The organism is Pantoea sp. GM01 (genome assembly GCF_000282675.1).
In the GTDB taxonomy this organism is placed as follows: Bacteria; Pseudomonadota; Gammaproteobacteria; order Enterobacterales; family Enterobacteriaceae; genus Pantoea; species Pantoea nemavictus.
In genome coordinates, this window is record NZ_AKIU01000096.1 from 1 (window position 1) to 23,279 (window position 23,279).

A 23,279-nucleotide genomic window follows, 5' to 3' on the forward strand; every position below is an offset into this window, starting at 1 on the left:
CGGGGGAGCCGCTGGTTAACGCTACTGCCGCTTGGCAGCGCTACCGCGCGTTCGGCGGGCATGGCGCTCACCACCTCACGCCTAAGTTTGCTGCTGCTGGCGGCAGCGCTGACCGCCACGGCAACCTTAACCATCGGGCCGCTGAGTTTTGTCGGACTAATGGCGCCGCATATTGTGCGCATGCTCGGTTTCCGCCGTGCATTACCGCAGGTGTTGATGGCCGGCTTATTGGGTGGGGGATTGATGATCTTCGCTGACTGGTGCGGCAGAATGCTGGCGTTTCCGGATCAGATTCCAGCTGGCCTGATGGCCACCTTCTTCGGTGCACCGTACTTTATCTGGTTACTGCGGCGGGCATAGCAAAAGGGCGCCAGTTGGCGCCCTTGTCATTTACAGCTGCGCGAAGCTGCGGCGTGCAGCATCGATGGTGCGTTGGATATCTTCCTGACTGTGCGCCAGCGACATAAAGCCTGCTTCGAAGGCGGAAGGCGCGAGATAAACGCCTTCTTCCAGCATCAGGTGGAAGAAGCGCTTAAAGCGCTCTACGTCACACTGCGTCACGTCCTGATAGCAGGTCACTTCAGCAGCATCGGTGAAGAAAATACCGAACATGCCGCCAACGTGGTTAATCACCAACGGAATGTTCTCTGCCTTTGCGGCGGCCAGCAAACCTTTTGCCAACTGCGTGGTTAAGTCGGTCAAGGTGCTGTGCGTACCCGGCTGCGCAATCTGCGTCAGACAAGCAAAGCCGGCGGCCATGGCAATCGGGTTACCGGACAGCGTACCTGCCTGATAAACCGGGCCGGTCGGTGCCAGCGCATCCATCACATCACGACGACCGCCAAAGGCGCCAACAGGCATGCCGCCGCCGATGATTTTACCGAGGCAGGTCAGGTCTGGCGTTACGTCGTAATAGGCTTGAGCACCGCCCAGCGCCACGCGGAAACCGGTCATCACTTCGTCGATGATCAGCAGCGCGCCAAATTCGTCACACAGCGCGCGCAGGCCTGGCAGGAAGTCCGGCTGCGGTGGAATACAGTTCATGTTGCCCGCTACCGGCTCAACGATGATGCAGGCAATATCCTCTGGATATTGCTCGAAAGCAGCACGCACCGTGCTCAAATCGTTGTAGGTGCAGGTCAGCGTGTGTTTGGCGAAATCGGCCGGTACGCCCGGCGAGTTTGGCTGGCCGAGCGTCAGCGCGCCGGAACCGGCTTTCACCAGCAGGCAGTCGGCGTGACCATGGTAGCAGCCTTCAAACTTGATGATTTTGTCGCGATGGGTGAAGCCGCGCGCCAGGCGAATGGCGCTCATGGTGGCTTCGGTGCCGGAGTTCACCATGCGCACCATGTCCATGCTTGGCACCAGCTCGCACACCAGCTCGGCCATTTTCACTTCCATCTCGGTGGGAGCGCCGAAGCTCAGACCGCGTGCGGCGGCTTCAATCACCGCATTACGGATAGTGGCATTGTTATGACCGAGCACCATCGGGCCCCACGAACCGACATAATCGATATAACCTTTGCCGTCGGCGTCGTACAGATACGCACCGTCAGCGCGTTCGATGAACAGCGGCACACCGCCTACACCGGTAAAAGCACGTACCGGGGAGTTCACACCGCCAGGAATCAGGCGTTGCGCTGCGGTATACAGGTTTTCTGACTTACTCATGGTTCTGCTCCTGCTGTTCGGGAAAAAATCTGGCGCCATTCTACGGGAAGAACGGCTTGCGCTAAAGTTTAGGGTATATACTTTCATGCGCATGCGGCGGCACACACTGCCAAGCTTGATACTTGATTGCACTGCACGGCTGGCAGATAATAGCGAAATTAAGGTCGTTTTCTGACCTCGACGTTTACCCGGAGTAAAAGATGAGTGACGACTTAGCAGCGCTGCCTTTGCAATTCACTGATGCAGCAGCAAAAAAAGTGAAAAACCTGATTTCTGATGAAGAGAATCCGGAGCTGAAACTGCGCGTTTATATCACCGGCGGTGGTTGCAGCGGTTTCCAATACGGCTTCACGTTTGACGATCAAATGAATGACGGCGACATGACCATCGAAAAACAGGGTGTGGCGCTGGTGGTTGATCCAATGAGCCTGCAATATCTGGTGGGCGGTTCGGTGGATTACACTGAAGGTCTGGAAGGTTCACGTTTTATCGTAACTAACCCCAATGCCAAAACCACCTGCGGTTGCGGTTCTTCCTTCAGCATCTAATGCTGCTTCTGGCTGCCGTTCTGGTAGCCAGATTCCTACCACTCAATAGTCACTAAGCGCGCCGATTCGCGGCGTTGTGCATCGCGTTTTAGTACCCTTTCGGTAATACGTGGTTGCGCGCTAAAGTGGCGTCCGCAGTCAATGCTCGGCAGAGTATGTTCATTCTGGCGCGAAATATCGCAACGTGAGAATAACGTCAAGGTGACGGCAATAGAGCCGGTTGAGGTAGCCGCATTCAATGGCGCAGCGATCACGAGCCCTATGGCCAGCAGCAGAGCTCTGGTCATGAATAGTTCCTGGTGAAGACAAAATTGCGCTAAGCGCTAAAATGGGCACAGAGCATACGTGGCCGCTGCGCCTTGTATTATGATCAACGACAATTTCTGCCGGATCTTTAATCTTTTTTGGTGTTATTTTTCGCCGGATGTAAATTCGCACACAGCTGTTTCGCTGCCAGTAGCATGCGTGGGCCGGGGCGGCTCAGCCAGTCGTCATTGATGGCGATCACCGGCACAGTAAGCTGCGGCTGCCAGAATTTGGCGATGCTGATGGCCTGCGTCGCGTCACCGCCGATCACAATCGCCTGCGGATGGCGCATCAGCACCTGCTCACGACTTACCTGCGGCCAGCTAACGGCGCTATCAGCGAAAATATTCCTTCCGCCACACAACTCAATTACCTGATTCTGCATGGTGTTGCGCGCAGCGGTAAACAGCGGCTGCTGGCCAAACTGCAAAAACAGCGCTATCGGCGCGCCGTGTTGATATTGTTGCCGCAGCGCCACCTCCTGTGCCCGTAATGTCTGGGCGGCATCAATGGCCTGCTGCGGCTGCGGACTCCACTGCTGTAATCCGGCCAGCGCATCAATCATTTGATCGAGGGTTTGCGGATCAATCCACTCAACTTTTAGGCCGAAACGCTGCAACTGTTCGATTTGCCGTTGCGGATTACCGCCACGCCACGCCAGCACCACATCCGGCTTGAGTTGCAGAATACGTTCAACGTTGATGCCCTGCCAGTTTGCTACCTGCTCCAGCGCTCTGGCTGGCGCCGGATAATCAGAGAAAGCGCTGACCGCGACCGGCGTAATGCCGGCAGCAAAGGCCAACTCGGTTAAATGAGGTGAAAGGGTGATAACGCGTGGTGCGGCGGCGAACAGGCTATTGCACAGCAGCAATAGCCCGAGCAGAAGATGTTTAGCCACGCGCCAGCTGCGCCAGCAGGTTTTCTACCATCAGCGAAGATTGTTTTGCCGCAACGCTGAGGAACTCATCGAAGCTGAGATGAGACTCTTGATCGGCAACGTCAGAAATAGCGCGTACCACCACGAATGGCACGTTAAATTGATGGCAAACATGGCCAATCGCCGTGGCTTCCATCTCTACCGCAATCGCCTGGGGGAAGGTGCTACGGATGCGCGCCAATGGCTCGGCACCGTTGATAAACGCATCGCCGCTCACCACTAAACCGCGCACTGCGTTGAGATCGAGTTGCTTAATAACCTGCTCGGCGGCCGCAATCAGTTTGTCATCTGCAGCGAAGGCAGCAGGGCAACCGGCCATTTGGCCTGGTTCATAGCCGAAGGCGGTAACATCCGCATCGTGATAACGCACTTCTTCTGATACCACGATATCGCCCACTTTCAGCGTTGATGCTAATCCGCCCGCAGAACCGGTATTGATCACCACATCGGGTTTGCACAGTTCAAGCAGCAGCGTGGTACCCAGCGCGGCAGCGACTTTGCCAATGCCTGATTTCAGCAGCGCCACTTCAACACCGTTTAGCGTGCCGGTGTAAATTTCGCAGCCAGCCAGCGTAAGTGTCTGGCGGTTTTCAATTTTGTCACGCAGCAGGGTAACTTCCTGCTCCATCGCGCCAATAATGCCTACTTTCATAAGAATCTCGCTAATTTAATGGATGTAACCCGCAAAAGTGAGGCATAGTCTAACATGGCTGATTGAGGAAGAATTCACGAAAAAATAAGGGGTAATTATGGCGACGATCAATTTCAGGAAGAAGATCAGTTTCACCCGCCCTTATACCAGCCGCAAAGATCCCGAAGGGGAATACTATATTACCCGCCATTTTGAGAGCGATCGTGGACGCATTATTAACTCCGCTGCCATTCGCCGTCTGCAACAGAAAACTCAGGTATTCCCGCTGGAACGCAATGCCGCAGTGCGTTCGCGTCTGACGCATTCACTGGAAGTGCAGCAAACCGGGCGTTATATCACTAAAGAAATTCTGCAAGCGCTGAAAACGCAGGGCGGCGGACTGGCCAATTATGGGCTGGATGAGTTTGAAGGTGCGTTTGAAAGCCTGATTGAAATGGCCTGCCTGCTACACGATGTCGGCAATCCGCCTTTTGGTCATTTCGGTGAAGCGGCGATCAATGATTGGTTCGATGATAACCTGCCTGCTGAATTAGTCGATCCGCTGGTAGCGGGGGTTGGCGACGATATTGCACGCTCAGCATTCGACCAATTAAATGCCATGATCCGCCAGGATTTATGCCACTTTGAAGGCAATGCGCAAGCGATTCGCCTGGTGCATACGCTGCTGCAACTTAATCTCAGCTACGCGCAGGTTGCCTGTATTTTGAAATATACCGCACCAGCGTGGTGGCAAGGTGATAAACCGGCTGAGTTTAGCGTGTTAATGAAGAAACCGGGTTTCTACTTATCCGAACGCGAATATGTTGCCGAGTTACGTGACGCGACAAATATTAAAGAGCATCATCGTTTTCCGCTGACCTGGATAATGGAAGCCGCCGATGATATCTCTTATTGCATCGCCGATCTTGATGACGCGGTGGAAAAAGATATCTTCCATGTTGAAACGCTGTATAAGCATTTGCTCGAGGCCTGGGGGACGGTCAAAAACGGTGATGTCTTCAGCCGCACCATCGGTGATGCGTGGAAAGAGGCCAATCAGAAAAAGCGTCGCAGTATCAGCGATCAATTCTTTATGTCGCTGCGGGTTAATGTGCAGAACGTATTAGTTAGCCATGCGGTACGGCGTTTTATCGATAATCTGCCCGCTATTTTCGAAGGCAATTTCAATCATGCATTATTGGAAGATGACGGTGAAGAAGGGCGCTTGCTGAACTTATTTAAGACGGTTGCACGCCAGCAGGTGTTTAATCATCCGGAAGTCGAGCAGCTGGAGTTGCAGGGCTACCGCGTGATTAAAGGGCTGCTGGAGATATATCAATCCTTGCTGTTGCTGGATTATGAGCAATTTACCACGTTAATGAACGATGATTTCCTGGCGAAGCATCCAATTGAAACCCGTCTGTTTCATAAGCTTTCCGGAAAACACCGTAAAGCTTATCAACAACACATGCGTTCATTAATTGTTGAGCATAAATATCAGCGTTTGTTGTGGGAACGTTATTATCGTGCGCGCTTGATTCAGGACTACATTAGTGGAATGACAGACAATTATGCCTGGGATGAATATCGTCGTTTGATGGCGGTGGAATAAGCGCGGATTTGTAAAGACGAAGAACAATTTTTTACCGTTGCCTAAAACTTTATTAGGAACTTCGCGCTAAAAACTTAATCTCATCATCACGACCACAGCAATGGTCTGGCCGTACTTCTTAGAGAGACACAGATAAATGAAAAAAAACACAATTATGCTGGCGTTGGCGCTGAGTTTCGGCGCGGCAATGGGTCCTGTGAGTGCATTCGCAGCGGAGACAGCGTCTTCTTCGAGCCAACAGTTGCCAAGCCTGGCACCGATGCTGGAAAAAGTCATGCCTTCCGTGGTGAGCATCAGCGTTGAAGGCAGTACCACGGTTAAAACCCCGCGCATGCCACAGCAGTTCCAGCAATTCTTTGGTGATAATTCACCGTTCTGCCAGGACGGTTCTCCGTTCCAGAACTCACCGATGTGCCAGAACGGCGGCGGTGAGGGTGGTGGCGCAGAGGGCGGTGCCAACGCGCAGAAACAGCAGTTCCGTGCGCTGGGTTCCGGCGTGGTGATCAATGCAGATAAAGGTTATGTCGTTACCAATAACCACGTGGTGGACAACGCCACCAAAATTCAGGTTCAGCTGAGCGATGGTCGTCGCTACGACGCCAAAGTGATCGGCAAAGATCCGCAATCTGATATCGCGTTGATTCAGCTGCAGGATGCAAAAAACCTTACCGCAATTAAGATTGCCGATTCTGACAACCTGCGCGTCGGTGATTACACCGTGGCGATTGGTAACCCGTATGGTCTTGGCGAAACGGTCACCTCAGGTATCGTTTCCGCGCTGGGTCGAAGCGGCCTGAACGTTGAGAATTATGAAAACTTTATCCAGACCGATGCGGCAATTAACCGCGGTAACTCCGGCGGTGCGCTGGTTAACCTCAACGGTGAGCTGATCGGTATTAACACCGCGATTCTGGCGCCGGACGGCGGCAACATCGGTATCGGCTTTGCTATCCCAAGCTCAATGGTGAAAAACCTGACCGCGCAGATGGTGGAATATGGTCAGGTGAAACGCGGCGAGCTGGGCATTATGGGCACCGAGCTTAACTCCGAACTGGCGAAAGCGATGAAAGTTGATGCGCAGCGCGGCGCCTTTGTCAGCCAGGTACTGCCAAACTCTGCCGCGGCGAAAGCTGGCGTGAAGGCCGGTGACGTGGTGGTGTCAATGAACGGTAAAGCCCTGACCAGCTTCGCGGCATTGCGTGCTGAAGTCGGCTCGCTGCCGGTGGGCACTAAGCTGCAGCTGGGTCTGCTGCGTGAGGGCAAACCGGTGAACGTCACGGTTGAACTGCAGCAGAGCTCGCAGGAGAAGGTACAGTCCGCCACCATTTACACCGGTATTGAAGGCGCCGATCTCAGCAATATCGACACAAACGGCCAGAAAGGCGTGCGAGTTGATAATGTGAAAGCGGGTAGCGCAGCGGCGCGTATCGGCCTGAAGAAAGGTGATGTCATCCTCGGTGTGAACCAGCAAGCGGTGGCTAATCTCGGCGAATTGCGTAAGGTGCTCGACACCAAGCCTTCAGTGCTGGCACTGAACGTGCAGCGCGGAGATAGCAGCCTGTATCTGCTGATGCAGTAAGTTTCCAGTTGTTAATGGCAGGCGAGCTTCGGCTCGCCTTTTTTACGCCTGGGCAAATGTCCGGTACTGAATGTGACGTCCACCGCAAATCTCGCATAATCCTTCTGGCTATGTGCAGTTGCACAATGTCAGCGCCTTAATGGATGCGTATTCTGTCGGTTCGTCCTTACCTCCGGAGTGTTTGATGGCCACCTATCATCTCGATGCGCGACTGGCTCAGGATATTGTTGCCCGCACCATGCAAATTATTGATAGTAATGTCAATGTGATGGATGCACGCGGTCGCATCATCGGCAGCGGCGATCGTGAGCGTATTGGCGAATTGCACGAAGGCGCGCTGCTGGTGCTGTCGCAGGGTCGCGTAGTGGACATCGACGAGGCGGTGGCAAAACATCTGCACGGCGTGCGTCCCGGGATTAATTTACCGCTGCGCATTGATGGCGATATCGTCGGCGTAATCGGCTTGACCGGTCAACCGGCCACGCTGCGCCACTACGGCGAGTTGGTGTGTATGACCGCCGAAATGATGCTGGAGCAGGCGCGTTTGCTGCATATGCTGGCGCAGGACAGCCGCCTGCGTGAAGAGCTGGTGCTGAATCTGGTGCGCAGTGAAACCTTATCGCCGGCGCTGAGCGAATGGGCGCAGCGGCTGGGCATCGATCTCAATCAGCCGCGCGTGGTCGCGGTGGTGGAAGTGGATAGCGGTCAACTTGGCGTCGATAGCGCTATGTCAGAACTGCAGCAGCTGCAAACGTTATTGACTACGCCGGAACGCGACAACCTGATTGCGATTGTTTCGCTGACCGAAATGGTGGTGCTCAAGCCGGCGCTCAATGCGCATGGTCGCTACGATCAGGACGATCATCGCCGGCGTGTGGATCAACTGCTGCAGCGGATGAAGGAGAGCGGGCAGGTGCGCATGCGCATCGCGCTTGGCAACTACTTTACCGGCCCCGGTAGCATTGCACGCTCGTACCGCACCGCGCGTACCACCATGATGGTAGGTAAACAACGCATGCCCGATCAGCGCAGCTATTTTTATCAGGATCTGGTGCTGCCGGTGCTGCTCGACAGTTTACGCGGCGGCTGGCAGGCCAATGAGCTGGCGCGCCCGCTGGCGAAACTAAAAAGTATGGATAACAACGGTTTATTACGGCGTACGCTGGTGGCATGGTTCAGCCACAACGTGCAACCTAGCGCGACCGCGCGCGCGCTGTTTATTCATCGTAATACGCTGGAGTATCGCCTCAACCGTATTTCCGAGCTAACCGGACTCGATCTGGGTAACTTTGACGATCGGCTACTGCTGTACGTGGCGCTACAACTGGATGAGCAGAGTTAATGACCAGGGCGTGGATTGCGTTGTTGTGGCTGTTTAGCGCGCTTAGTTTTGCCAACGATCCGGCTTTTCTCTCTTTAAACGATCTGCAACGGGTTAAACAACAACTCGCTGAGCAGCAGGCTGCGCCGCCGACGCTCGAAGCCTGGCATCAACTGCAACAGCAGGCGGATAGGGCGCTAAAACATGCTAATCCCAGCGTCACCGACAAAGGTATGCTGCCACCGAGTGGTTCAAAGCAGGATTATCTCAGCTTAAGCGCCTACTGGTGGCCGGACGCCAGCAAAGCTGATGGCCTGCCATGGCAGCGCCGCGATGGGGAAGTGAATCCCGCCAGCAAGAACGACCAGAGCGATGGTGTGCGGCTGGCGTGCTTTACTGCCGATTTCCAGGCGCTGGTGTTGGCTTGGTACTTCTCCGGCGATCAACGCTATGCCGATAAAGCGCTGGCGATGATGCGCCACTGGTTTATTACGCCCTCCAGCCGCATGCATCCCAACCTTAATTTTGCGCAAGGCATTCTGGGCCGTTCTACGGGCCGCCACGATGGCGTTCTGGACGGGCGTTATTTCGCCACGCGCGTGGTGGATGCGCTCACTTTATTGCGTCACGCGCCCGGCTGGCAGCCTTCCGATGAGAAAGCGATGCAGCAGTGGTTCAGCGAGTATCTGCACTGGCTGCTGCACAATCCGTTAGCACAGAAAGAAGCGGCGGCGGCGAATAATCATGGCAGTTGGTATTGCACCCAGGTGGCGGGGATCGCGTGGTATTTGGACGATCGTGAGACGGTAAAAGCGATGGTTGAGCTGGCGCGCAGTAAAATCGCGCTGCAAATCCGCGCCGATGGCAGCCAACCTGCCGAGCTGGCGCGCACGCGATCGTTCCATTACAGCTATTTCAATCTGCAGGCGCTGACCGCAGTGGCGCAGTTGGCCAAAAAAGCGGGGCTGGGGGATTTATGGCATAGCCGCCAGCAAAGCGGTTCGCTGCTGGATGCGCTAGACGCGATGGCACCGTACAGCGATGCCAGCAAAGTCTGGCCGTGGAAAAATCGTAATCGTGTTAGTGAACGTGTGATTCCATTGCTTTCAGCGGCCGACAACAGCTTGCAGCAGCCGCGTTATCAGCGGTGGATCACGCAGGAAACATGGACTAATAACAAGCGTGGCGCGGTAATGCAGGCGCAGCGTGACAGCTGGCTGCTTTCGCTGCCTTATCAGTAGCAATAAAAAAGGCCAGCATTAGCTGGCCTCTTATCTAAAGCGCGAAATTAACGGTTGTTGCGGGTCAACTGATCGAGGTCTGATTCGATTTCAGCGATCTTGTTAGAGACCACGCTTTCCAGATGGCGCAGATCCGCCAGGATTTTACGCTTCAGATCCACTTCAACCTGGTCGCGCTGGCAAATCTGGTCCAGCTCATCGATCACGTAACGCAGGTTCGGGCTGATTTCCTGAACTTCTTTGTAACCCTGGCTGGTGTGATCGGCGACAACCGTTTTACGCTGACGCGGGTATTTGAACTTCACGCTTTTCGCAAAGAATTCACCTTTGTCTTTGCGGAAGTAGATTTTAAGAATGTCGTTGTTAGCTTCCTGACGCAGGCTGTAACGGTCGATGTCGTCAGGGTTGCTGATACCTAAGCTTTTCAGGTTGTCGTACATAGCGTTTATATTCCATCTAAGAGTGGGTGAGCGCGCAGGACTATCATCATTCGGGATGCAGCAGAAACGCGGCAACCGGAACGCTTACGGCATACTTAATCAACTGTAGACACAAAAACCGGGATGAACAGTGCGCGACCGGAGTTAACCTGGCGCGGATTATGAACTGTTTGAAAAATAAACGCACGTGTTAATTCGCGGCGCGAAACAGGCAATTCAGGCGGGAGTGTAAACAAATAATTACGGGCCTGAATACAGGCCCGTTGGGAAAGTTTTGCGGCAGAAGAAACTTAGTCGATGCTGCGCAGCAGTTCGTTAATGCCTGTTTTGCTAAGGGTTTTAGCATCAACTTTTTTCACGATGACTGCGCAGTACAGGCTGTAGCTACCGTCTTTCGACGGCAGGTTACCTGAAACCACCACTGAACCCGCGGGTACGCGGCCGTAATGTACTTCGCCGGTTTCGCGGTCAAAGATTTTGGTGCTCTGGCCGATGTACACGCCCATCGAAATCACTGAGCCTTCTTCTACGATCACGCCTTCAACGATTTCTGAACGTGCACCGATGAAGCAGTTATCTTCGATGATAGTTGGGTTGGCCTGCAGCGGTTCCAGCACGCCACCGATGCCCACGCCGCCAGACAGGTGCACGTTTTTACCGATCTGCGCACATGAACCGACCGTGGCCCAGGTATCAACCATGGTACCTTCATCAACGTATGCACCGATATTGACGTAAGACGGCATCAGCACGGTGTTGCGTGCGATGAATGCGCCCTGACGCACGGCTGCCGGTGGCACCACACGGAAACCGGCGTTCTTGAAGCGCGCTTCATCCCAGCCAGCAAATTTCATTGGCACTTTGTCGTAGAAACGGGTTTCAGAGCCTTCCATCACCTGGTTGTCGTTAATGCGGAACGACAACAGCACAGCTTTCTTCAGCCACTGATGCGTTACCCATTCTCCGTTGATCTTTTCAGAAACGCGCAGTTCACCGCTATCCAGCAGGTCGATAACCTGGTTGATAGCATCACGGGTTGCACCGTCTACGCTAGATGGCGTGATGTCGGCGCGGCGCTCAAAGGCAGATTCGATAACGCTCTGTAACTGTTGCATATTTATTTCCTGATTCTGTCATAGCGGATGTCCGTAAATACGGACATGATTAAAATATCTCCCCTAAATCATTCAAGCTGCAGGTAGGCGGCGACGCAGCGAGAGCCTGGGAGCATACATCAGTATGTGACCAGGTCGAGCGAGGAAAGCCAACGCCCCTGCGGTTTGAATGATGACGGGGAGATTAGAGTTTATCGTTTGGATTAAGGGCCTCTGTCAACCTCTGTTGCAACACATCGCGCATTTCGACCCCCAGCGCACGTCGCTCGCTATCGGCGAGGATGAAAAGATCCTCAACCCGCTCACCAATTGTACTGATGCGCGCACCGTGCAGCGACACGCCGAGATCGGCAAACACTTCACCCACGCGCGCCAGCAAGCCGGGCTGATCGAGCGCGACTAACTCCAGATAGCTGCGGCGATCGGTGTGCGTTGGCAGGAAATTGACCTCGGTATCAACGCTGAAATGCTTGAGACGCGCTGACTGCCGGCGCGTGCGCGGCGGCACCCATTCGGTTTGCGTGATGGCCTGTTCCAGCGCCTGGATGATCAGCGGATGGCGATCGGCGGCCAGCGGGCTGCCGTCGGGCTCCAGCACAATAAAGGTATCCATCGCCATGCCGTCGCGGCTGGTAAATATTTGCGCATCATGCACGCTGAGGTTGCGACGATCCAATTCGCCAGCCACCGCCGCAAACAGGTGCGGGCGATCCGGGCTCCAGATAAAGATCTCGGTGCCGCCGCGCGTAGCCTGTGGGCTAACCAACACCAGCGGCTTGTTGAGATCGTGATGAATTAAATGACGCGCGTGCCAGGCGAGCTGATTCGGCGTGTGGCGCAGGAAATAGTCGGCACGGCAGCGGCTCCAGATATGGTGCAGGCGCTCTTCGTCGAGGTTCTCCATGCGCAGCAGCGCCAACGCTTGTAGCCGATGATGGCGCACGCGCTCGCGCAGATCCGGGCTGTTTTCCATGCCGCGACGCAGCTGTTTTTCGGTGGCAAAGAACAGCTCGCGCAACAGACTTTGCTTCCAGCTGTTCCACAAGCTTTCGTTAGTGGCGCAGATATCAGACACCGTCAGGCACGCCAGATAACGCAGACGGTTTTCATTCTGCATCACTTCAGCGAACTGCTGAATCACGGTGGGATCCTGAATGTCACGGCGTTGAGCGGTGACAGACATCAACAGATGATGGCGCACCAGCCAGGCAACCAGCTGCGTTTCACGTGAGTTCAGGCCGTGTAATTCGGCGAAATCCAGCGCATCCTGCGCGCCGAGAATAGAGTGATCGCCATTGCGACCTTTGGCAATATCATGCAGCAGCGCGGCCATCAGCAACAGTTCTGGCTGCGGCAGGCGCGGCCAGAGCTCTACGCACAGCGGATGCATCGGGCGCGTGGCTTCATCGGCAAAACTCTCCAGCTTCTGCAGCACGCGAATGGTGTGTTCATCCACGGTATAAGCGTGGAACAGATCGAACTGCATCTGGCCGACGATATTGCCCCACAGCGGCGTATAGGCCCACAGCACGCTGTGCCGATGCATCGGCACCAGCGCGCGCTTGACTGCGCCCGGATGACGCAGAATGGCCATAAAGGTTTCACGCGCTTCAGGAATATGGCACAGCGGCTGTTTCAGGTGGCGACGTGCATAGCGCAGCTGGCGCAGCGTGGTGGAGTAAATGCCTTTGATATTTTCATTGCGTACCATCACATAGAACATGCGCAGGATGGCTTGCGGCTCACGCTCAAACAGCGTGGGATCGCGCAGATCAATTAAATTACCGCGGATTTGGAAGTCATCATCAATGGCGCGCGGTTTTTCCGTCGTCGACAGCGCCAGAATGGCTTCATCAAACAATTGCAGCAGCATTTGATTGAGTTCGCCGATGCGACGCGTGACGCGATAAAAGTCTTTCATCATGCGCTCAACCGGCTCGTTGACCTCGCCCAGATAGTTAAGGCGCTGGGCAACGGTCAGTTGGCGATCGAACAGCAGGCGGTTGTCATAGCGCGGCAGCGTTAAGTGCAGGGCAAAACGAATGCGCCACAGGAATTCCTGACACTCATTGATTTCATTACGTTCCGCTTCGGTAATAAAGCCGAAACCGACCATCTCATCCATGGTCGTGGCGCCAAAATGCCGGCGCGCTACCCACTGCAGCGTATGAATGTCGCGCAGGCCGCCGGGGCTGCTTTTGATATCGGGTTCAAGATTGTAGCTGGTGCCGTGATAGCGCTGATGCCGTTCCTGCTGCTCTTCGATTTTCGCGGCGAAGAAGCGTGACGACGGCCAGAAACCATCGCTGAAGATGTTCTTTTGCAGTTCGAGAAACAGCGCCACGTCACCCGTTAGCATGCGTGATTCGATCAGGTTGGTCGCGACAGTCAGATCGGATAAGCCTTCCAGCAAACACTCTTCCAGCGTACGCACGCTGTGACCGACTTCCAGCTTCAGATCCCACATCAGTGTTAACAGCTCGCTGGTGCGCTGCGCGGCGGCTTCGTCCAGCGGCTGGCGACTGAGGATCAGCACATCGATATCCGAGAGCGGATGCAGTTCGCCGCGACCGTAGCCGCCTACGGCAACCAGCGCGATCTCTTTCAGCTGGTCAAAACCAAAAAAGCGCCACAAGCGACGTAATAGGCGGTCGATAAACAATGTGCGCGCATCAATCAATGATTCGATATCGGTGCCCGCATCAAACGCGATGCCGAGATGCTGGTGAAACTGCTCAAGATACTGTTTGAGCTTGTCGCGCGTCAGGGCTTCATCGGGCCAGCTGGCGGGAGAATCGGTCAGGCCTTTGTGTACTGCTTCGGTCACGCTACCACTCATCAACATGCCTCATCATTACGCACATAAAAAAGGCCAGCTATAAGCCGGCCTGGTACTGTCAGGGAGATAATTACGCGACGTTTTCGAGCACCGCTGGAATGGTGTCGTCTTCACGCAGCGTCAGAATCTCACAGCCGTTTTCTGTCACCACAATAGTATGCTCATACTGCGCGGACAAGCTGCGATCTTTGGTTTTCACGGTCCAGCCATCCTTCATGGTGCGGATGCGGTAATCACCGGCATTGACCATCGGCTCAACGGTGAATGTCATACCTGCTTGCAGCACCACGCCGCTGTCGTCAGCGTCGTAATGCAGCACCTGCGGCTCTTCATGGAAGCCTTTGCCGATACCGTGACCGCAATATTCGCGCACCACCGAGAAATCCTGCGCTTCCACATACTGCTGAATCGCCCGACCTAGCTCACGCAGACGAATGCCCGGTTTCACCAGGCGCAGCGCGATGTACAGGCTTTCCTGAGTGACGCGACATAGGCGTTCGCCCTGAATGGTAGGTTTCCCGACGATGAACATTTTAGAGGTATCACCGTGGTACTCATCTTTGATCACCGTGACATCCACGTTAACCACGTCGCCCTCTTTCAACACACGATCGTCGCTTGGGATACCGTGACAAACCACTTCATTCACCGAAATACATACTGATTTCGGGAAGCCGTGATAACCAAGGCAGGCAGAAATCGCCTGTTGCTTCTGCGTAATGTGTTCGTGGCAGAGGCGGTCGAGTTCACCAGTGGTGACACCAGGCACCACGTGCGGTGCGATCATTTCCAGCACTTCAGCGGCAAGACGGCCGGCGACGCGCATTTTTTCGATTTCTTCAGGGGTTTTAATTGAAATAGCCATTAAATTAATCCGCAATCGTCGAAATTTTCGACAATAATGAGTTCTGTGGCGATCATGTTAGCAGCCAGCAAATGGGCTGCCAAATGGCGATTGTCTGCGCCTGCTGCCGCTAACTACTATTGGCGTATTCCTGCGCATTGTGGTATAAAGCGCGCCGACGATTCTCTGTCACCGACGTTTGGCTGACAGGAAACGCATAAAACTCATTATGTGTACTAAAACACACATGTATCGACACATACGCCGGGGTGCCTTGAAAGAGGTCGGTCGTATGGGATACATGGAGGCCCAACCCCAAATCAAACTTTAGAGGTAATCATGGCAACTGTTTCAATGCGCGACATGCTCAAGGCTGGTGTTCACTTTGGTCACCAGACCCGTTACTGGAACCCGAAAATGAAGCCATTCATCTTCGGCGCACGTAACAAGGTTCACATCATCAACCTCGAGCAGACTGTGCCAATGTTCAACGACGCGCTGGCTGAGTTGAAAAAGATCTCTTCCCGTAAAGGTAAGATCCTGATCGTTGGTACTAAGCGCGCTGCTGCCGAAGCGGTAAAAGAGTCAGCTCTGAGCTGCGACCAGTTCTTCGTAAACCACCGCTGGTTGGGTGGCATGCTGACTAACTGGAAAACCGTTCGTCAGTCAATCAAACGCCTGAAAGATCTTGAGTCTCAGTCTCAGGACGGTACTTTCGACAAACTGACCAAGAAAGAAGCGCTGATGCGCACTCGCGAACTGGCCAAGCTGGAAAACAGCCTGGGCGGTATCAAAGATATGGGCGGTCTGCCGGATGCACTGTTCGTTGTTGACGCTGATCACGAGCACATCGCTATCAAAGAAGCAAACAACCTGGGTATCCCAGTATTTGCTATCGTTGATACCAACTCTGATCCAGACGGCGTTGACTTCGTTATCCCAGGTAACGACGATGCGATCCGTGCTGTAAGCCTGTACCTGACTGCCGTTGCCACTACCGTGCGCGAAGGCCGTTCACAGGACCTGGCTGAGCAGGCTGAAGAAGCTGCTGAAGCTTAATAAGGTTCGCTCTTTCTAAGAGCCCTTAGACATCAGATGTTATCTGTTAAGGGGGCCGTTCAGGCCCCTTTATTTTATCTAAGTCTGTCACGCTCACTTCAGAGCGAGCGGGGCAGAGTAAATTTTCCGCAACAAGTTTCTGGCAGTGTGTGAACACACAGAGACGAATCGAGGATTCTGGAATGGCTGATATTACCGCTGCATTGGTAAAAGAACTGCGTGAGCGTACTGGCGCAGGCATGATGGACTGCAAAAAAGCGCTGACCGAAGCGAACGGCGACATCGAGCTGGCGATTGAGAACATGCGCAAATCTGGCGCAATCAAAGCCGCTAAAAAAGCAGGCAACGTAGCTGCTGATGGCGTGATCAAAACCAAAATCGCTGACGGCTTCGCGGTGATCCTGGAAGTAAACTGCCAGACCGACTTCGTTGCTAAAGATGGCGGTTTCCAGGCGTTTGCTGACAAGGTTCTGGATGCAGCTGTTGCTGGCAAAGTTACCGATGTGGAAGTTCTGAAAGCGCAGTTCGAAGAAGAACGCGTAGCGCTGGTTGCGAAAATCGGTGAGAACATCAACATCCGTCGTGTTGCTATCCTGGAAGGCACTGAGCTGAACAGCTATCAGCACGGCGCACGTATCGGTGTCGTTGTATCTACTACCGGTGCTAACGAAGAGCTGAGCAAGCAAATTGCTATGCACATTGCTGCGAGCAAGCCAGAATTCGTTAAGCCAGAAGACGTGTCTGCAGATGTGGTTGAGAAAGAGTACCAGGTTCAGCTGGACATCGCCATGCAGTCTGGCAAGCCAAAAGAAATCGCAGAGAAAATGGTTGAAGGCCGCATGAAGAAATTCACCGGTGAAGTTTCTCTGACCGGTCAGGCTTTCGTTATCGACCCAAGCAAAACCGTTGGCCAGGCGTTGAAAGAGAAAAACGCTGACGTCATCAACTTCATCCGCTTCGAAGTGGGCGAAGGCATTGAGAAAGTTGAATCTGACTTCGCAGCAGAAGTTGCTGCAATGTCTAAACAGTCTTAATGGTCCGAAAGAACCGCCACAAGGCGGTTCTTTTTTGTCTGCAATTTAGTGCAGCACTTTTCAGTCTCATCCCAATAGCTTTTCTTGCTTGCTAAGCGGATGATCGATCAGATTTTACTTCTCCTTTTCATCATATCTTCCAGGAAGAATCGACCATGGCGACCAACGCAAAACCTGTATATCAACGTATCCTGCTAAAACTGAGTGGCGAAGCACTGCAAGGTGCCGAAGGTTTTGGCATCGACGCGAGCGTGCTTGACCGCATGGCGCAAGAGGTGAAAGAGCTGGTTGAACTGGGCATCCAGGTGGGTGTGGTTATTGGTGGCGGTAACCTGTTCCGCGGCGCAGGTCTGGCCCAGGCCGGGATGAACCGTGTGGTCGGCGACCATATGGGCATGCTGGCGACGGTGATGAATGGCCTGGCAATGCGTGATGCGCTGCACCGTGCGTATGTCAATGCGCGTTTGATGTCAGCGATTCCGCTGAATGGCGTGTGCGACAACTACAGCTGGGCAGAAGCGATCAGTCTGCTGCGTAATAACCGCGTCGTCATCTTTGCGGCCGGTACTGGCAACCCGTTCTTTACCACCGACTCTGCAGCCTGTCTGCGCGGCATCGAAATTGAAGCCGACGTGGTACTGAAAGCCACCAAAGTAGACGGCGTCTACTCTGAAGATCCGGTGAAAAACCCGGATGCAACGCTGTATGATCAGCTGAGCTATGCAGAAGTGCTGGATAAAGAGCTTAAAGTGATGGATCTCGCGGCCTTCACGCTGGCACGCGACCATAAACTGCCTATCCGCGTCTTCAATATGAATAAGCCTGGCGCACTGCGTCGCGTAGTGATGGGTGAAAAAGAAGGCACCCTGATTACGCATTAATACCCGACGCAGGTTAAAATAAGGTATATTCTTTTGCCGCGATGCGCTGTCATCGCGCAGCAATTAGGATGATCGATGTTTATCGATACCGCTTCCGGTTAGCCCGGAAATGGCCAGGTCAACCGAATTCAAGGGTTTCAACGTGATTAACGACATTAAAAAAGATGCAGACACGCGCATGGAAAAGTGTGTGGATGCATTCAAAAACAACATCAGCAAAGTGCGCACTGGTCGTGCTTCGCCTTCACTGCTCGACGGCATTATGGTTCCTTACTACGGTACACCTACGCCGCTGCGTCAGGTGGCTAACGTGACGGTAGAGGATTCACGTACGTTGAAAATCAACGTATTTGATCGCTCGCTGAGCGCTGCGGTTGAGAAAGCGATCATGACGTCTGATCTGGGTCTGAACCCAAGCTCGGCCGGTACCGATATTCGTGTGCCGTTGCCAGCGTTAACCGAAGAGCGTCGTAAAGACCTGATCAAGATCGTACGTGGCGAAGCTGAGCAGGGCCGTGTCTCTGTGCGTAACGTCCGCCGTGATGCCAACGACAAGATCAAAGCGCTGCTGAAAGACAAAGAGATCAGCGAAGACGACGAACGTCGTTCGCAGGACGAAATCCAGAAAATGACTGATGCGCACATCAAGAGTGTTGATGCGGCATTGGCCGACAAAGAAAAGGAACTGATGGACTTCTAATTCCATCATTTACTTTTAAAACGCCGTTCAGAGACGAGAGATAGTCGACTCTGGCGGCGTTTTACATTGTGCCCGGCGCCGTTGCGGGAACGATTCATGACTTCACAGGGATAGCATGATGAAGCGATTAACTCTGCTGGGATCTACCGGCTCGATTGGCACCAGTACGTTGGCGGTAATTGCCGCGAATCCTGAACTTTATCAAGTGACTGCGCTGGTTGCCGGCCAAAACGTTGCGCTGATGGCTGAACAGTGCCAGCAATTCCAGCCACGCTATGCTGCGATGTCCGACGAGACATCCGCTCAGGCGCTGCGTGAGCGACTGAAAGCACTCAACGTTAATACCGAAGTGCTCTCCGGCGTTCAGGCAGCCTGCGAACTGGCCGCGTTGGATGAGGTGGATCAGGTAATGGCGGCGATTGTCGGCGCCTCCGGCTTGCAGCCCACTTTGGCGGCGATTCGTGCGGGTAAAACGGTGCTGCTCGCTAACAAAGAATCGCTTGTCACATGCGGCCGTCTGTTTATGGAGGCTGTACGTCAACATCAGGCGCAATTGCTGCCGGTCGACAGCGAGCACAATGCCATTTTTCAGAGTTTACCCGCTTCCATACAGCATCAGTTGGGGTACGCTGATCTGCAGGGGAACGGCATCGAGTCGATTCTCCTTACGGGATCGGGTGGTCCTTTTCGTGACACGCCATTAGCGGATTTAGCCGCTATGTCGCCGGATCAAGCATGTGCGCATCCGAACTGGTCAATGGGACGTAAAATCTCCGTTGATTCGGCCACCATGATGAATAAAGGTCTTGAATACATTGAAGCCCGCTGGCTGTTTAATGCGACCGACGCGCAGATGGAGGTGATCCTGCATCCGCAGTCCGTCATCCATTCGATGGTGCGTTATTGCGACGGCAGTGTACTGGCGCAACTGGGTTCACCGGATATGCGAACGCCAATAGCGCACAGCATGGCATGGCCAGCACGTATCTCTGCGGGCGTGACGCCGCTCGACTTCACTCGCATGAAGTCGCTGACGTTTGCCGAGCCGGACTACGAGCGCTATCCCTGCCTGAAGCTCGCAATTGATGCCTGCGCAGCAGGCCAGGCCGCCACTACGACGCTTAATGCAGCGAATGAAGTGGCGGTTGAGGCTTTTCTGCAGCATCAGATTCGCTTTACCGATATCGCCGCCATCAACAGCGAAGTGCTGTCCTCCCTGAAGTGTCAGGAGCCGGGCAGCATTGACGAAGTGATGGAGATCGACCGATTAGCGCGAGTTCGTGCCAGAGAATTGTTGCCACGCTTTCGTTTAGCAGGTTGATAGTTCCCGCTATTTGTTCGCTCTGGGTGAAAATGGTATAGTCGCTCGCTCGCGTTTCACAGCCCGACATTGTTTCGATGTCATCTGGCGTGTTTGCCGGAGTTTGCTGCAGGCGCAATGTATTCAGAAACCACAGCATTTCTGATGAAAGGAATTATTACGCGTTATGTCGTCCAACAATCACAATACAATCGATGACGAGTCGTACTGTACGCCACGTCACGTGGCCATCATTATGGATGGTAATGGTCGCTGGGCAAAAAATCAGGGCAAACTGCGTATTTCAGGCCACAAAGCCGGGGTAAAATCAGTACGCCGGGCTGTCAGCTTTGCGGTCAGCCACAAACTGGAAGCGCTCACGCTTTATGCGTTCAGCAGTGAAAACTGGAGCCGACCCATTCAGGAAGTGACAGCATTAATGGAGTTGTTTGTCTGGGCGCTCGACAGCGAAGTTAAAAGCCTGCACAAGCACAATGTGCGTCTGCGCATTATTGGTGATATCAGCCGTTTCAATAACCGTATTCAGGAACGCATTCGCCGCGCCGAGGAACTGACTCAGCAAAATAATGGACTGACCCTCAACATTGCTGCCAACTATGGCGGCCGTTGGGATATTATCCAGGGTGCCAGAAAATTGGCCGAACAGGTTCAGGAAGGTTTACTGCGTCCTGACCAGATTACCGAAGAAAGCCTGGCTCCGTATCTGTGTATGCAGGAGCTGGCGCCAGTGGATTTAGTGATAAGGACCGGGGGAGAGCATCGGATTAGCAACTTCCTGCTGTGGCAAATCGCCTATGCTGAGTTTTGGTTTACCGATGTTCTTTGGCCTGATTTTGATGAAAACGTTTTTGAAGGTGCACTGAATGCATTCTCTACGCGGGAGCGACGCTATGGCGGTACTGCACCAGGCGGCGCCTAAGCAATTTGGGGGTAACCTTTGCTGAAGTCTCGTCTGATTACCGCGTTAATTTTGATTCCGCTGGTGATCGCTGCACTGTTCTGGTTACCACTGTCCGGTTTTGCGATCACCACTATCATCATCTGCATGCTTGCCGCCTGGGAATGGGGGCAGTTTGCGGGCATGAAAACGCGCCAGCAACGTATCTGGCTGGCCGTGCTATGCGGTTTGTTACTGTCCGCGATGCTCTTCACCCTGCAACCCTATCAACGCAATCTGCATCAATTCCAGATGGAAGGCTCGCTCTGGGCATCGCTGGGATGGTGGATTGTCGCGCTATTTTTAGTGCTGTTCTATCCTGCTTCGGCTGCGCTGTGGCGTAATTCGCGTACGCTGCGTCTGGTGTTTGGCCTTCTCACCGTCATTCCGTTTTTCTGGGGCATGATGGCGCTGCGTCAATACCATTACGATACCGACCACTTCGCGGGTGCGTGGTGGCTACTGTTCGTGATGTTCCTCGTCTGGGGCGCAGACTCTGGTGCTTATATGTTTGGCCGTCTGTTTGGTAAACACAAACTGGCTCCGAAAGTTTCTCCGGGTAAAACCTGGGAAGGTTTCTTTGGTGGGCTGCTGTCGTCTGCCATCATTGCCTGGCTGTTTGCGCTATTGGCACCGCTTTCGGTTGCGCCAGGCACACTGATTATCTGTGCGGTCATTGCGACACTCGCATCAGTACTCGGTGACCTCACAGAGAGTATGTTCAAACGTGAGGCAGGCATTAAAGACAGCGGTAACTTGATTCCAGGGCACGGTGGTATTCTCGATCGTATTGATAGTCTGACAGCTGCGGTGCCGGTATTTGCCTGCCTGCTGCTGCTGGTGTTCCAAACCCTCTGAGGATCGCCGACGATGTTGAGTATACTCTGGAGTTTTGTCGCCTTTATCGTGGCGCTGGGCGTGCTGATTACCGTGCACGAATTTGGTCATTTTTGGGTCGCTCGCTGTTGCGGTGTCAAAGTCGAACGTTTCTCCATTGGCTTTGGTAAGGCGCTATGGCAGCGCACCGACCGTCAGGGCACCGAATATGTCATCGCGCTGATTCCTCTCGGTGGCTACGTTAAAATGCTCGATGAACGCGTTGAGAGCGTTCCCGCTGAACTGCGTCATCAAGCCTTCAACAATAAAACCGTGCTGCAGCGTGCTTCCATTATTGCAGCCGGTCCTATCGCCAACTTCATCTTTGCCATATTTGCCTACTGGGTGGTGTTTATCCACGGCGTACCGGGCGTACGTCCGGTGGTTGGCGAAATTCTGAACGGTTCCGTCGCTGCTGAAGCGCAAATTACCTCCGGCATGGAACTTAAAGCGGTAGATGGTATCGAAACGCCTGATTGGGATGCTGTGCGTATGGCGCTGGTCGGTAAAATCGGTGACAGCGATGCCACGCTTACTGTTTCGCAATTTGGCGAAGAAGCTACGCAGCAAAAGCAATTAAATTTGCGCGAATGGCAATTTGAGCCTGATAAACAGGATCCGGTGGTCGCTTTAGGTATTCGTCCACGTGGGCCGCAGATTGAAACGACCTTAGCTGACGTTCAGGCAAACTCGCCGGCAAGCAATGCTGGTTTGCAAGCGGGCGATAGGATCGTTAAAGTCGATGGTCAGCCATTAACACAGTGGCAGACTTTTGCGGCGCAGGTGCGGGATAACCCGGGCAAAAACATGGCGCTAGATATTGAGCGCAACGGCGAACCTGTGGCGTTATCGCTCACGCCGGAAGCGAAACCGGGCAATGAAGCGGAAGGCTTCGCGGGTGTTATACCGCGCGTAATTCCACTGCCTGATGAGTACAAAACGGTAAGGCAATATGGGCCCTTTGCGGCTATCGGCGAAGCCAGTGTGAAAACCTGGCAGTTGATGAAGCTAACAGTTTCCATGTTGGGCAAGTTGATAACCGGGGATGTGAAGCTGAATAACCTGAGCGGGCCGATTTCGATTGCGCAAGGTGCCGGGTTATCAGCAGAGTACGGGGTGATTTATTACCTGATGTTCCTGGCGCTAATCAGCGTCAACCTGGGCATCATTAACCTGTTCCCTCTGCCGGTTTTAGATGGTGGTCATCTGCTCTTTCTGGCGATCGAAAAGATCAAAGGTAGACCGGTGTCCGAGCGAGTTCAGGACTTTAGTTATCGCATTGGCTCAATCTTGCTGGTGCTGTTAATGGGGCTTGCACTTTTCAATGATTTCTCTCGTCTGTAATAGCTGGAACGCATACAGGTGCGGGATGTGTTAGGAAAACGCA

22 protein-coding genes are annotated in these 23,279 nt (G+C 53.8%); 14 read left to right on the top strand and 8 right to left on the bottom strand.

Translation table 11 applies throughout. The features are described 5' to 3' along the window. A partial coding sequence (locus PMI17_RS23930) for an iron chelate uptake ABC transporter family permease subunit (protein ID WP_007893882.1) occupies window positions 1-360 on the top strand: 360 nt, incomplete at its 5' end. Between the two features lie 30 nt (window positions 361-390). Here PMI17_RS23930 and hemL read toward each other — a convergent pair. Next, window positions 391-1,671 (bottom strand): glutamate-1-semialdehyde 2,1-aminomutase, encoded by a 1,281-nt coding sequence (gene hemL / locus PMI17_RS23935; protein ID WP_007893883.1) that lies wholly within the window; start codon window positions 1,669-1,671, stop codon window positions 391-393. A gap of 200 nt (window positions 1,672-1,871) precedes the next feature. Between hemL and erpA the strand changes: the two genes are divergently transcribed. Continuing rightward, window positions 1,872-2,219 carry an iron-sulfur cluster insertion protein ErpA gene (gene erpA, locus PMI17_RS23940; protein WP_007893884.1) on the top strand — a complete coding sequence of 116 codons (348 nt, stop codon included), beginning with the start codon at window positions 1,872-1,874 and terminating at the stop codon, window positions 2,217-2,219. Window positions 2,220-2,254: 35 nt separating this feature from the next. Here the strand turns inward: erpA and PMI17_RS23945 are convergent, their stop codons facing one another. The 3 genes from PMI17_RS23945 to mtnN form a co-directional block, all read right to left on the bottom strand. Then, on the bottom strand, window positions 2,255-2,506 hold the full coding sequence (locus PMI17_RS23945) for a hypothetical protein (protein ID WP_007893885.1): 252 nt from the start codon (window positions 2,504-2,506) through the stop codon (window positions 2,255-2,257). 107 nt (window positions 2,507-2,613) lie between these two features. After that, window positions 2,614-3,423, bottom strand: coding sequence for a vitamin B12 ABC transporter substrate-binding protein BtuF (gene btuF / locus PMI17_RS23950; RefSeq protein WP_007893886.1), 810 nt, complete (start codon window positions 3,421-3,423; stop codon window positions 2,614-2,616). Then, on the bottom strand, window positions 3,416-4,114 hold the full coding sequence (gene mtnN, locus PMI17_RS23955) for a 5'-methylthioadenosine/S-adenosylhomocysteine nucleosidase (RefSeq protein ID WP_007893887.1): 699 nt from the start codon (window positions 4,112-4,114) through the stop codon (window positions 3,416-3,418). The genes btuF and mtnN overlap by 8 nt, the downstream gene beginning before the upstream one ends. A 97-nt stretch (window positions 4,115-4,211) precedes the next feature. Between mtnN and dgt the strand changes: the two genes are divergently transcribed. The 4 genes from dgt (at window position 4,212) to PMI17_RS23975 (ending at window position 9,846) form a co-directional block, all read left to right on the top strand. Then, window positions 4,212-5,705: a dGTPase gene (gene dgt / locus PMI17_RS23960; protein ID WP_007893888.1), complete on the top strand. Its 1,494-nt coding sequence runs from the start codon at window positions 4,212-4,214 to the stop codon at window positions 5,703-5,705. Window positions 5,706-5,841: 136 nt separating this feature from the next. Next, a complete protein-coding gene (degP, locus tag PMI17_RS23965; protein ID WP_007893889.1) occupies window positions 5,842-7,284 on the top strand; it encodes a serine endoprotease DegP in 1,443 nt (480 codons plus the stop codon). 184 nt (window positions 7,285-7,468) lie between these two features. Beyond that, a complete protein-coding gene (locus tag PMI17_RS23970; protein WP_007893890.1) occupies window positions 7,469-8,626 on the top strand; it encodes a CdaR family transcriptional regulator in 1,158 nt (385 codons plus the stop codon). Then, window positions 8,626-9,846: an alginate lyase family protein gene (locus tag PMI17_RS23975; RefSeq protein ID WP_007893893.1), complete on the top strand. Its 1,221-nt coding sequence runs from the start codon at window positions 8,626-8,628 to the stop codon at window positions 9,844-9,846. The genes PMI17_RS23970 and PMI17_RS23975 overlap by 1 nt, the downstream gene beginning before the upstream one ends. A gap of 47 nt (window positions 9,847-9,893) precedes the next feature. On the opposite strand, the gene PMI17_RS23980 is transcribed toward PMI17_RS23975, so the two are convergent. From PMI17_RS23980 to map, 4 genes are all read right to left on the bottom strand, one after another. Then, on the bottom strand, window positions 9,894-10,286 hold the full coding sequence (locus tag PMI17_RS23980; RefSeq protein WP_007893894.1) for a DUF3461 family protein: 393 nt from the start codon (window positions 10,284-10,286) through the stop codon (window positions 9,894-9,896). 290 nt (window positions 10,287-10,576) lie between these two features. After that, window positions 10,577-11,401 carry a 2,3,4,5-tetrahydropyridine-2,6-dicarboxylate N-succinyltransferase gene (gene dapD, locus PMI17_RS23985; protein WP_007893895.1) on the bottom strand — a complete coding sequence of 275 codons (825 nt, stop codon included), beginning with the start codon at window positions 11,399-11,401 and terminating at the stop codon, window positions 10,577-10,579. 184 nt (window positions 11,402-11,585) lie between these two features. Then, window positions 11,586-14,240, bottom strand: coding sequence for a bifunctional uridylyltransferase/uridylyl-removing protein GlnD (gene glnD / locus PMI17_RS23990; protein WP_007893896.1), 2,655 nt, complete (start codon window positions 14,238-14,240; stop codon window positions 11,586-11,588). A 70-nt stretch (window positions 14,241-14,310) separates the two neighbouring features. Continuing rightward, window positions 14,311-15,105 carry a type I methionyl aminopeptidase gene (gene map, locus PMI17_RS23995; RefSeq protein ID WP_007893897.1) on the bottom strand — a complete coding sequence of 265 codons (795 nt, stop codon included), beginning with the start codon at window positions 15,103-15,105 and terminating at the stop codon, window positions 14,311-14,313. Window positions 15,106-15,423: 318 nt separating this feature from the next. Here map and rpsB point away from each other — a divergent pair, with 318 nt between their 5' ends. The 8 genes from rpsB (at window position 15,424) to rseP (ending at window position 23,236) form a co-directional block, all read left to right on the top strand. Further along, window positions 15,424-16,143, top strand: a complete 720-nt coding sequence (gene rpsB, locus PMI17_RS24000; RefSeq protein WP_007893898.1) for a 30S ribosomal protein S2 — start codon at window positions 15,424-15,426, stop codon at window positions 16,141-16,143. 182 nt (window positions 16,144-16,325) lie between these two features. Continuing rightward, complete coding sequence (gene tsf, locus PMI17_RS24005; protein WP_007893899.1) at window positions 16,326-17,177, top strand: translation elongation factor Ts; 852 nt, start codon at window positions 16,326-16,328, stop codon at window positions 17,175-17,177. 155 nt (window positions 17,178-17,332) lie between these two features. Beyond that, window positions 17,333-18,058: a UMP kinase gene (gene pyrH / locus PMI17_RS24010; protein ID WP_007893903.1), complete on the top strand. Its 726-nt coding sequence runs from the start codon at window positions 17,333-17,335 to the stop codon at window positions 18,056-18,058. 142 nt (window positions 18,059-18,200) lie between these two features. Further along, entirely contained in the window at window positions 18,201-18,758 is a 558-nt protein-coding gene (frr, locus tag PMI17_RS24015; protein ID WP_036622239.1) for a ribosome recycling factor, read from the top strand. Between the two features lie 118 nt (window positions 18,759-18,876). Next, window positions 18,877-20,079: a 1-deoxy-D-xylulose-5-phosphate reductoisomerase gene (gene ispC / locus PMI17_RS24020; protein WP_193372796.1), complete on the top strand. Its 1,203-nt coding sequence runs from the start codon at window positions 18,877-18,879 to the stop codon at window positions 20,077-20,079. 166 nt (window positions 20,080-20,245) lie between these two features. Then, window positions 20,246-20,998 carry a (2E,6E)-farnesyl-diphosphate-specific ditrans,polycis-undecaprenyl-diphosphate synthase gene (gene ispU / locus PMI17_RS24025; RefSeq protein WP_007893909.1) on the top strand — a complete coding sequence of 251 codons (753 nt, stop codon included), beginning with the start codon at window positions 20,246-20,248 and terminating at the stop codon, window positions 20,996-20,998. 18 nt (window positions 20,999-21,016) lie between these two features. Further along, complete coding sequence (gene cdsA, locus PMI17_RS24030; protein WP_007893911.1) at window positions 21,017-21,874, top strand: phosphatidate cytidylyltransferase; 858 nt, start codon at window positions 21,017-21,019, stop codon at window positions 21,872-21,874. A gap of 12 nt (window positions 21,875-21,886) precedes the next feature. Continuing rightward, the gene (gene rseP / locus PMI17_RS24035) at window positions 21,887-23,236 is read left to right on the top strand and encodes a sigma E protease regulator RseP (RefSeq protein WP_007893916.1); all 1,350 of its coding nucleotides are present in this window, start codon (window positions 21,887-21,889) and stop codon (window positions 23,234-23,236) included. Window positions 23,237-23,279 lie beyond the last annotated feature (43 nt).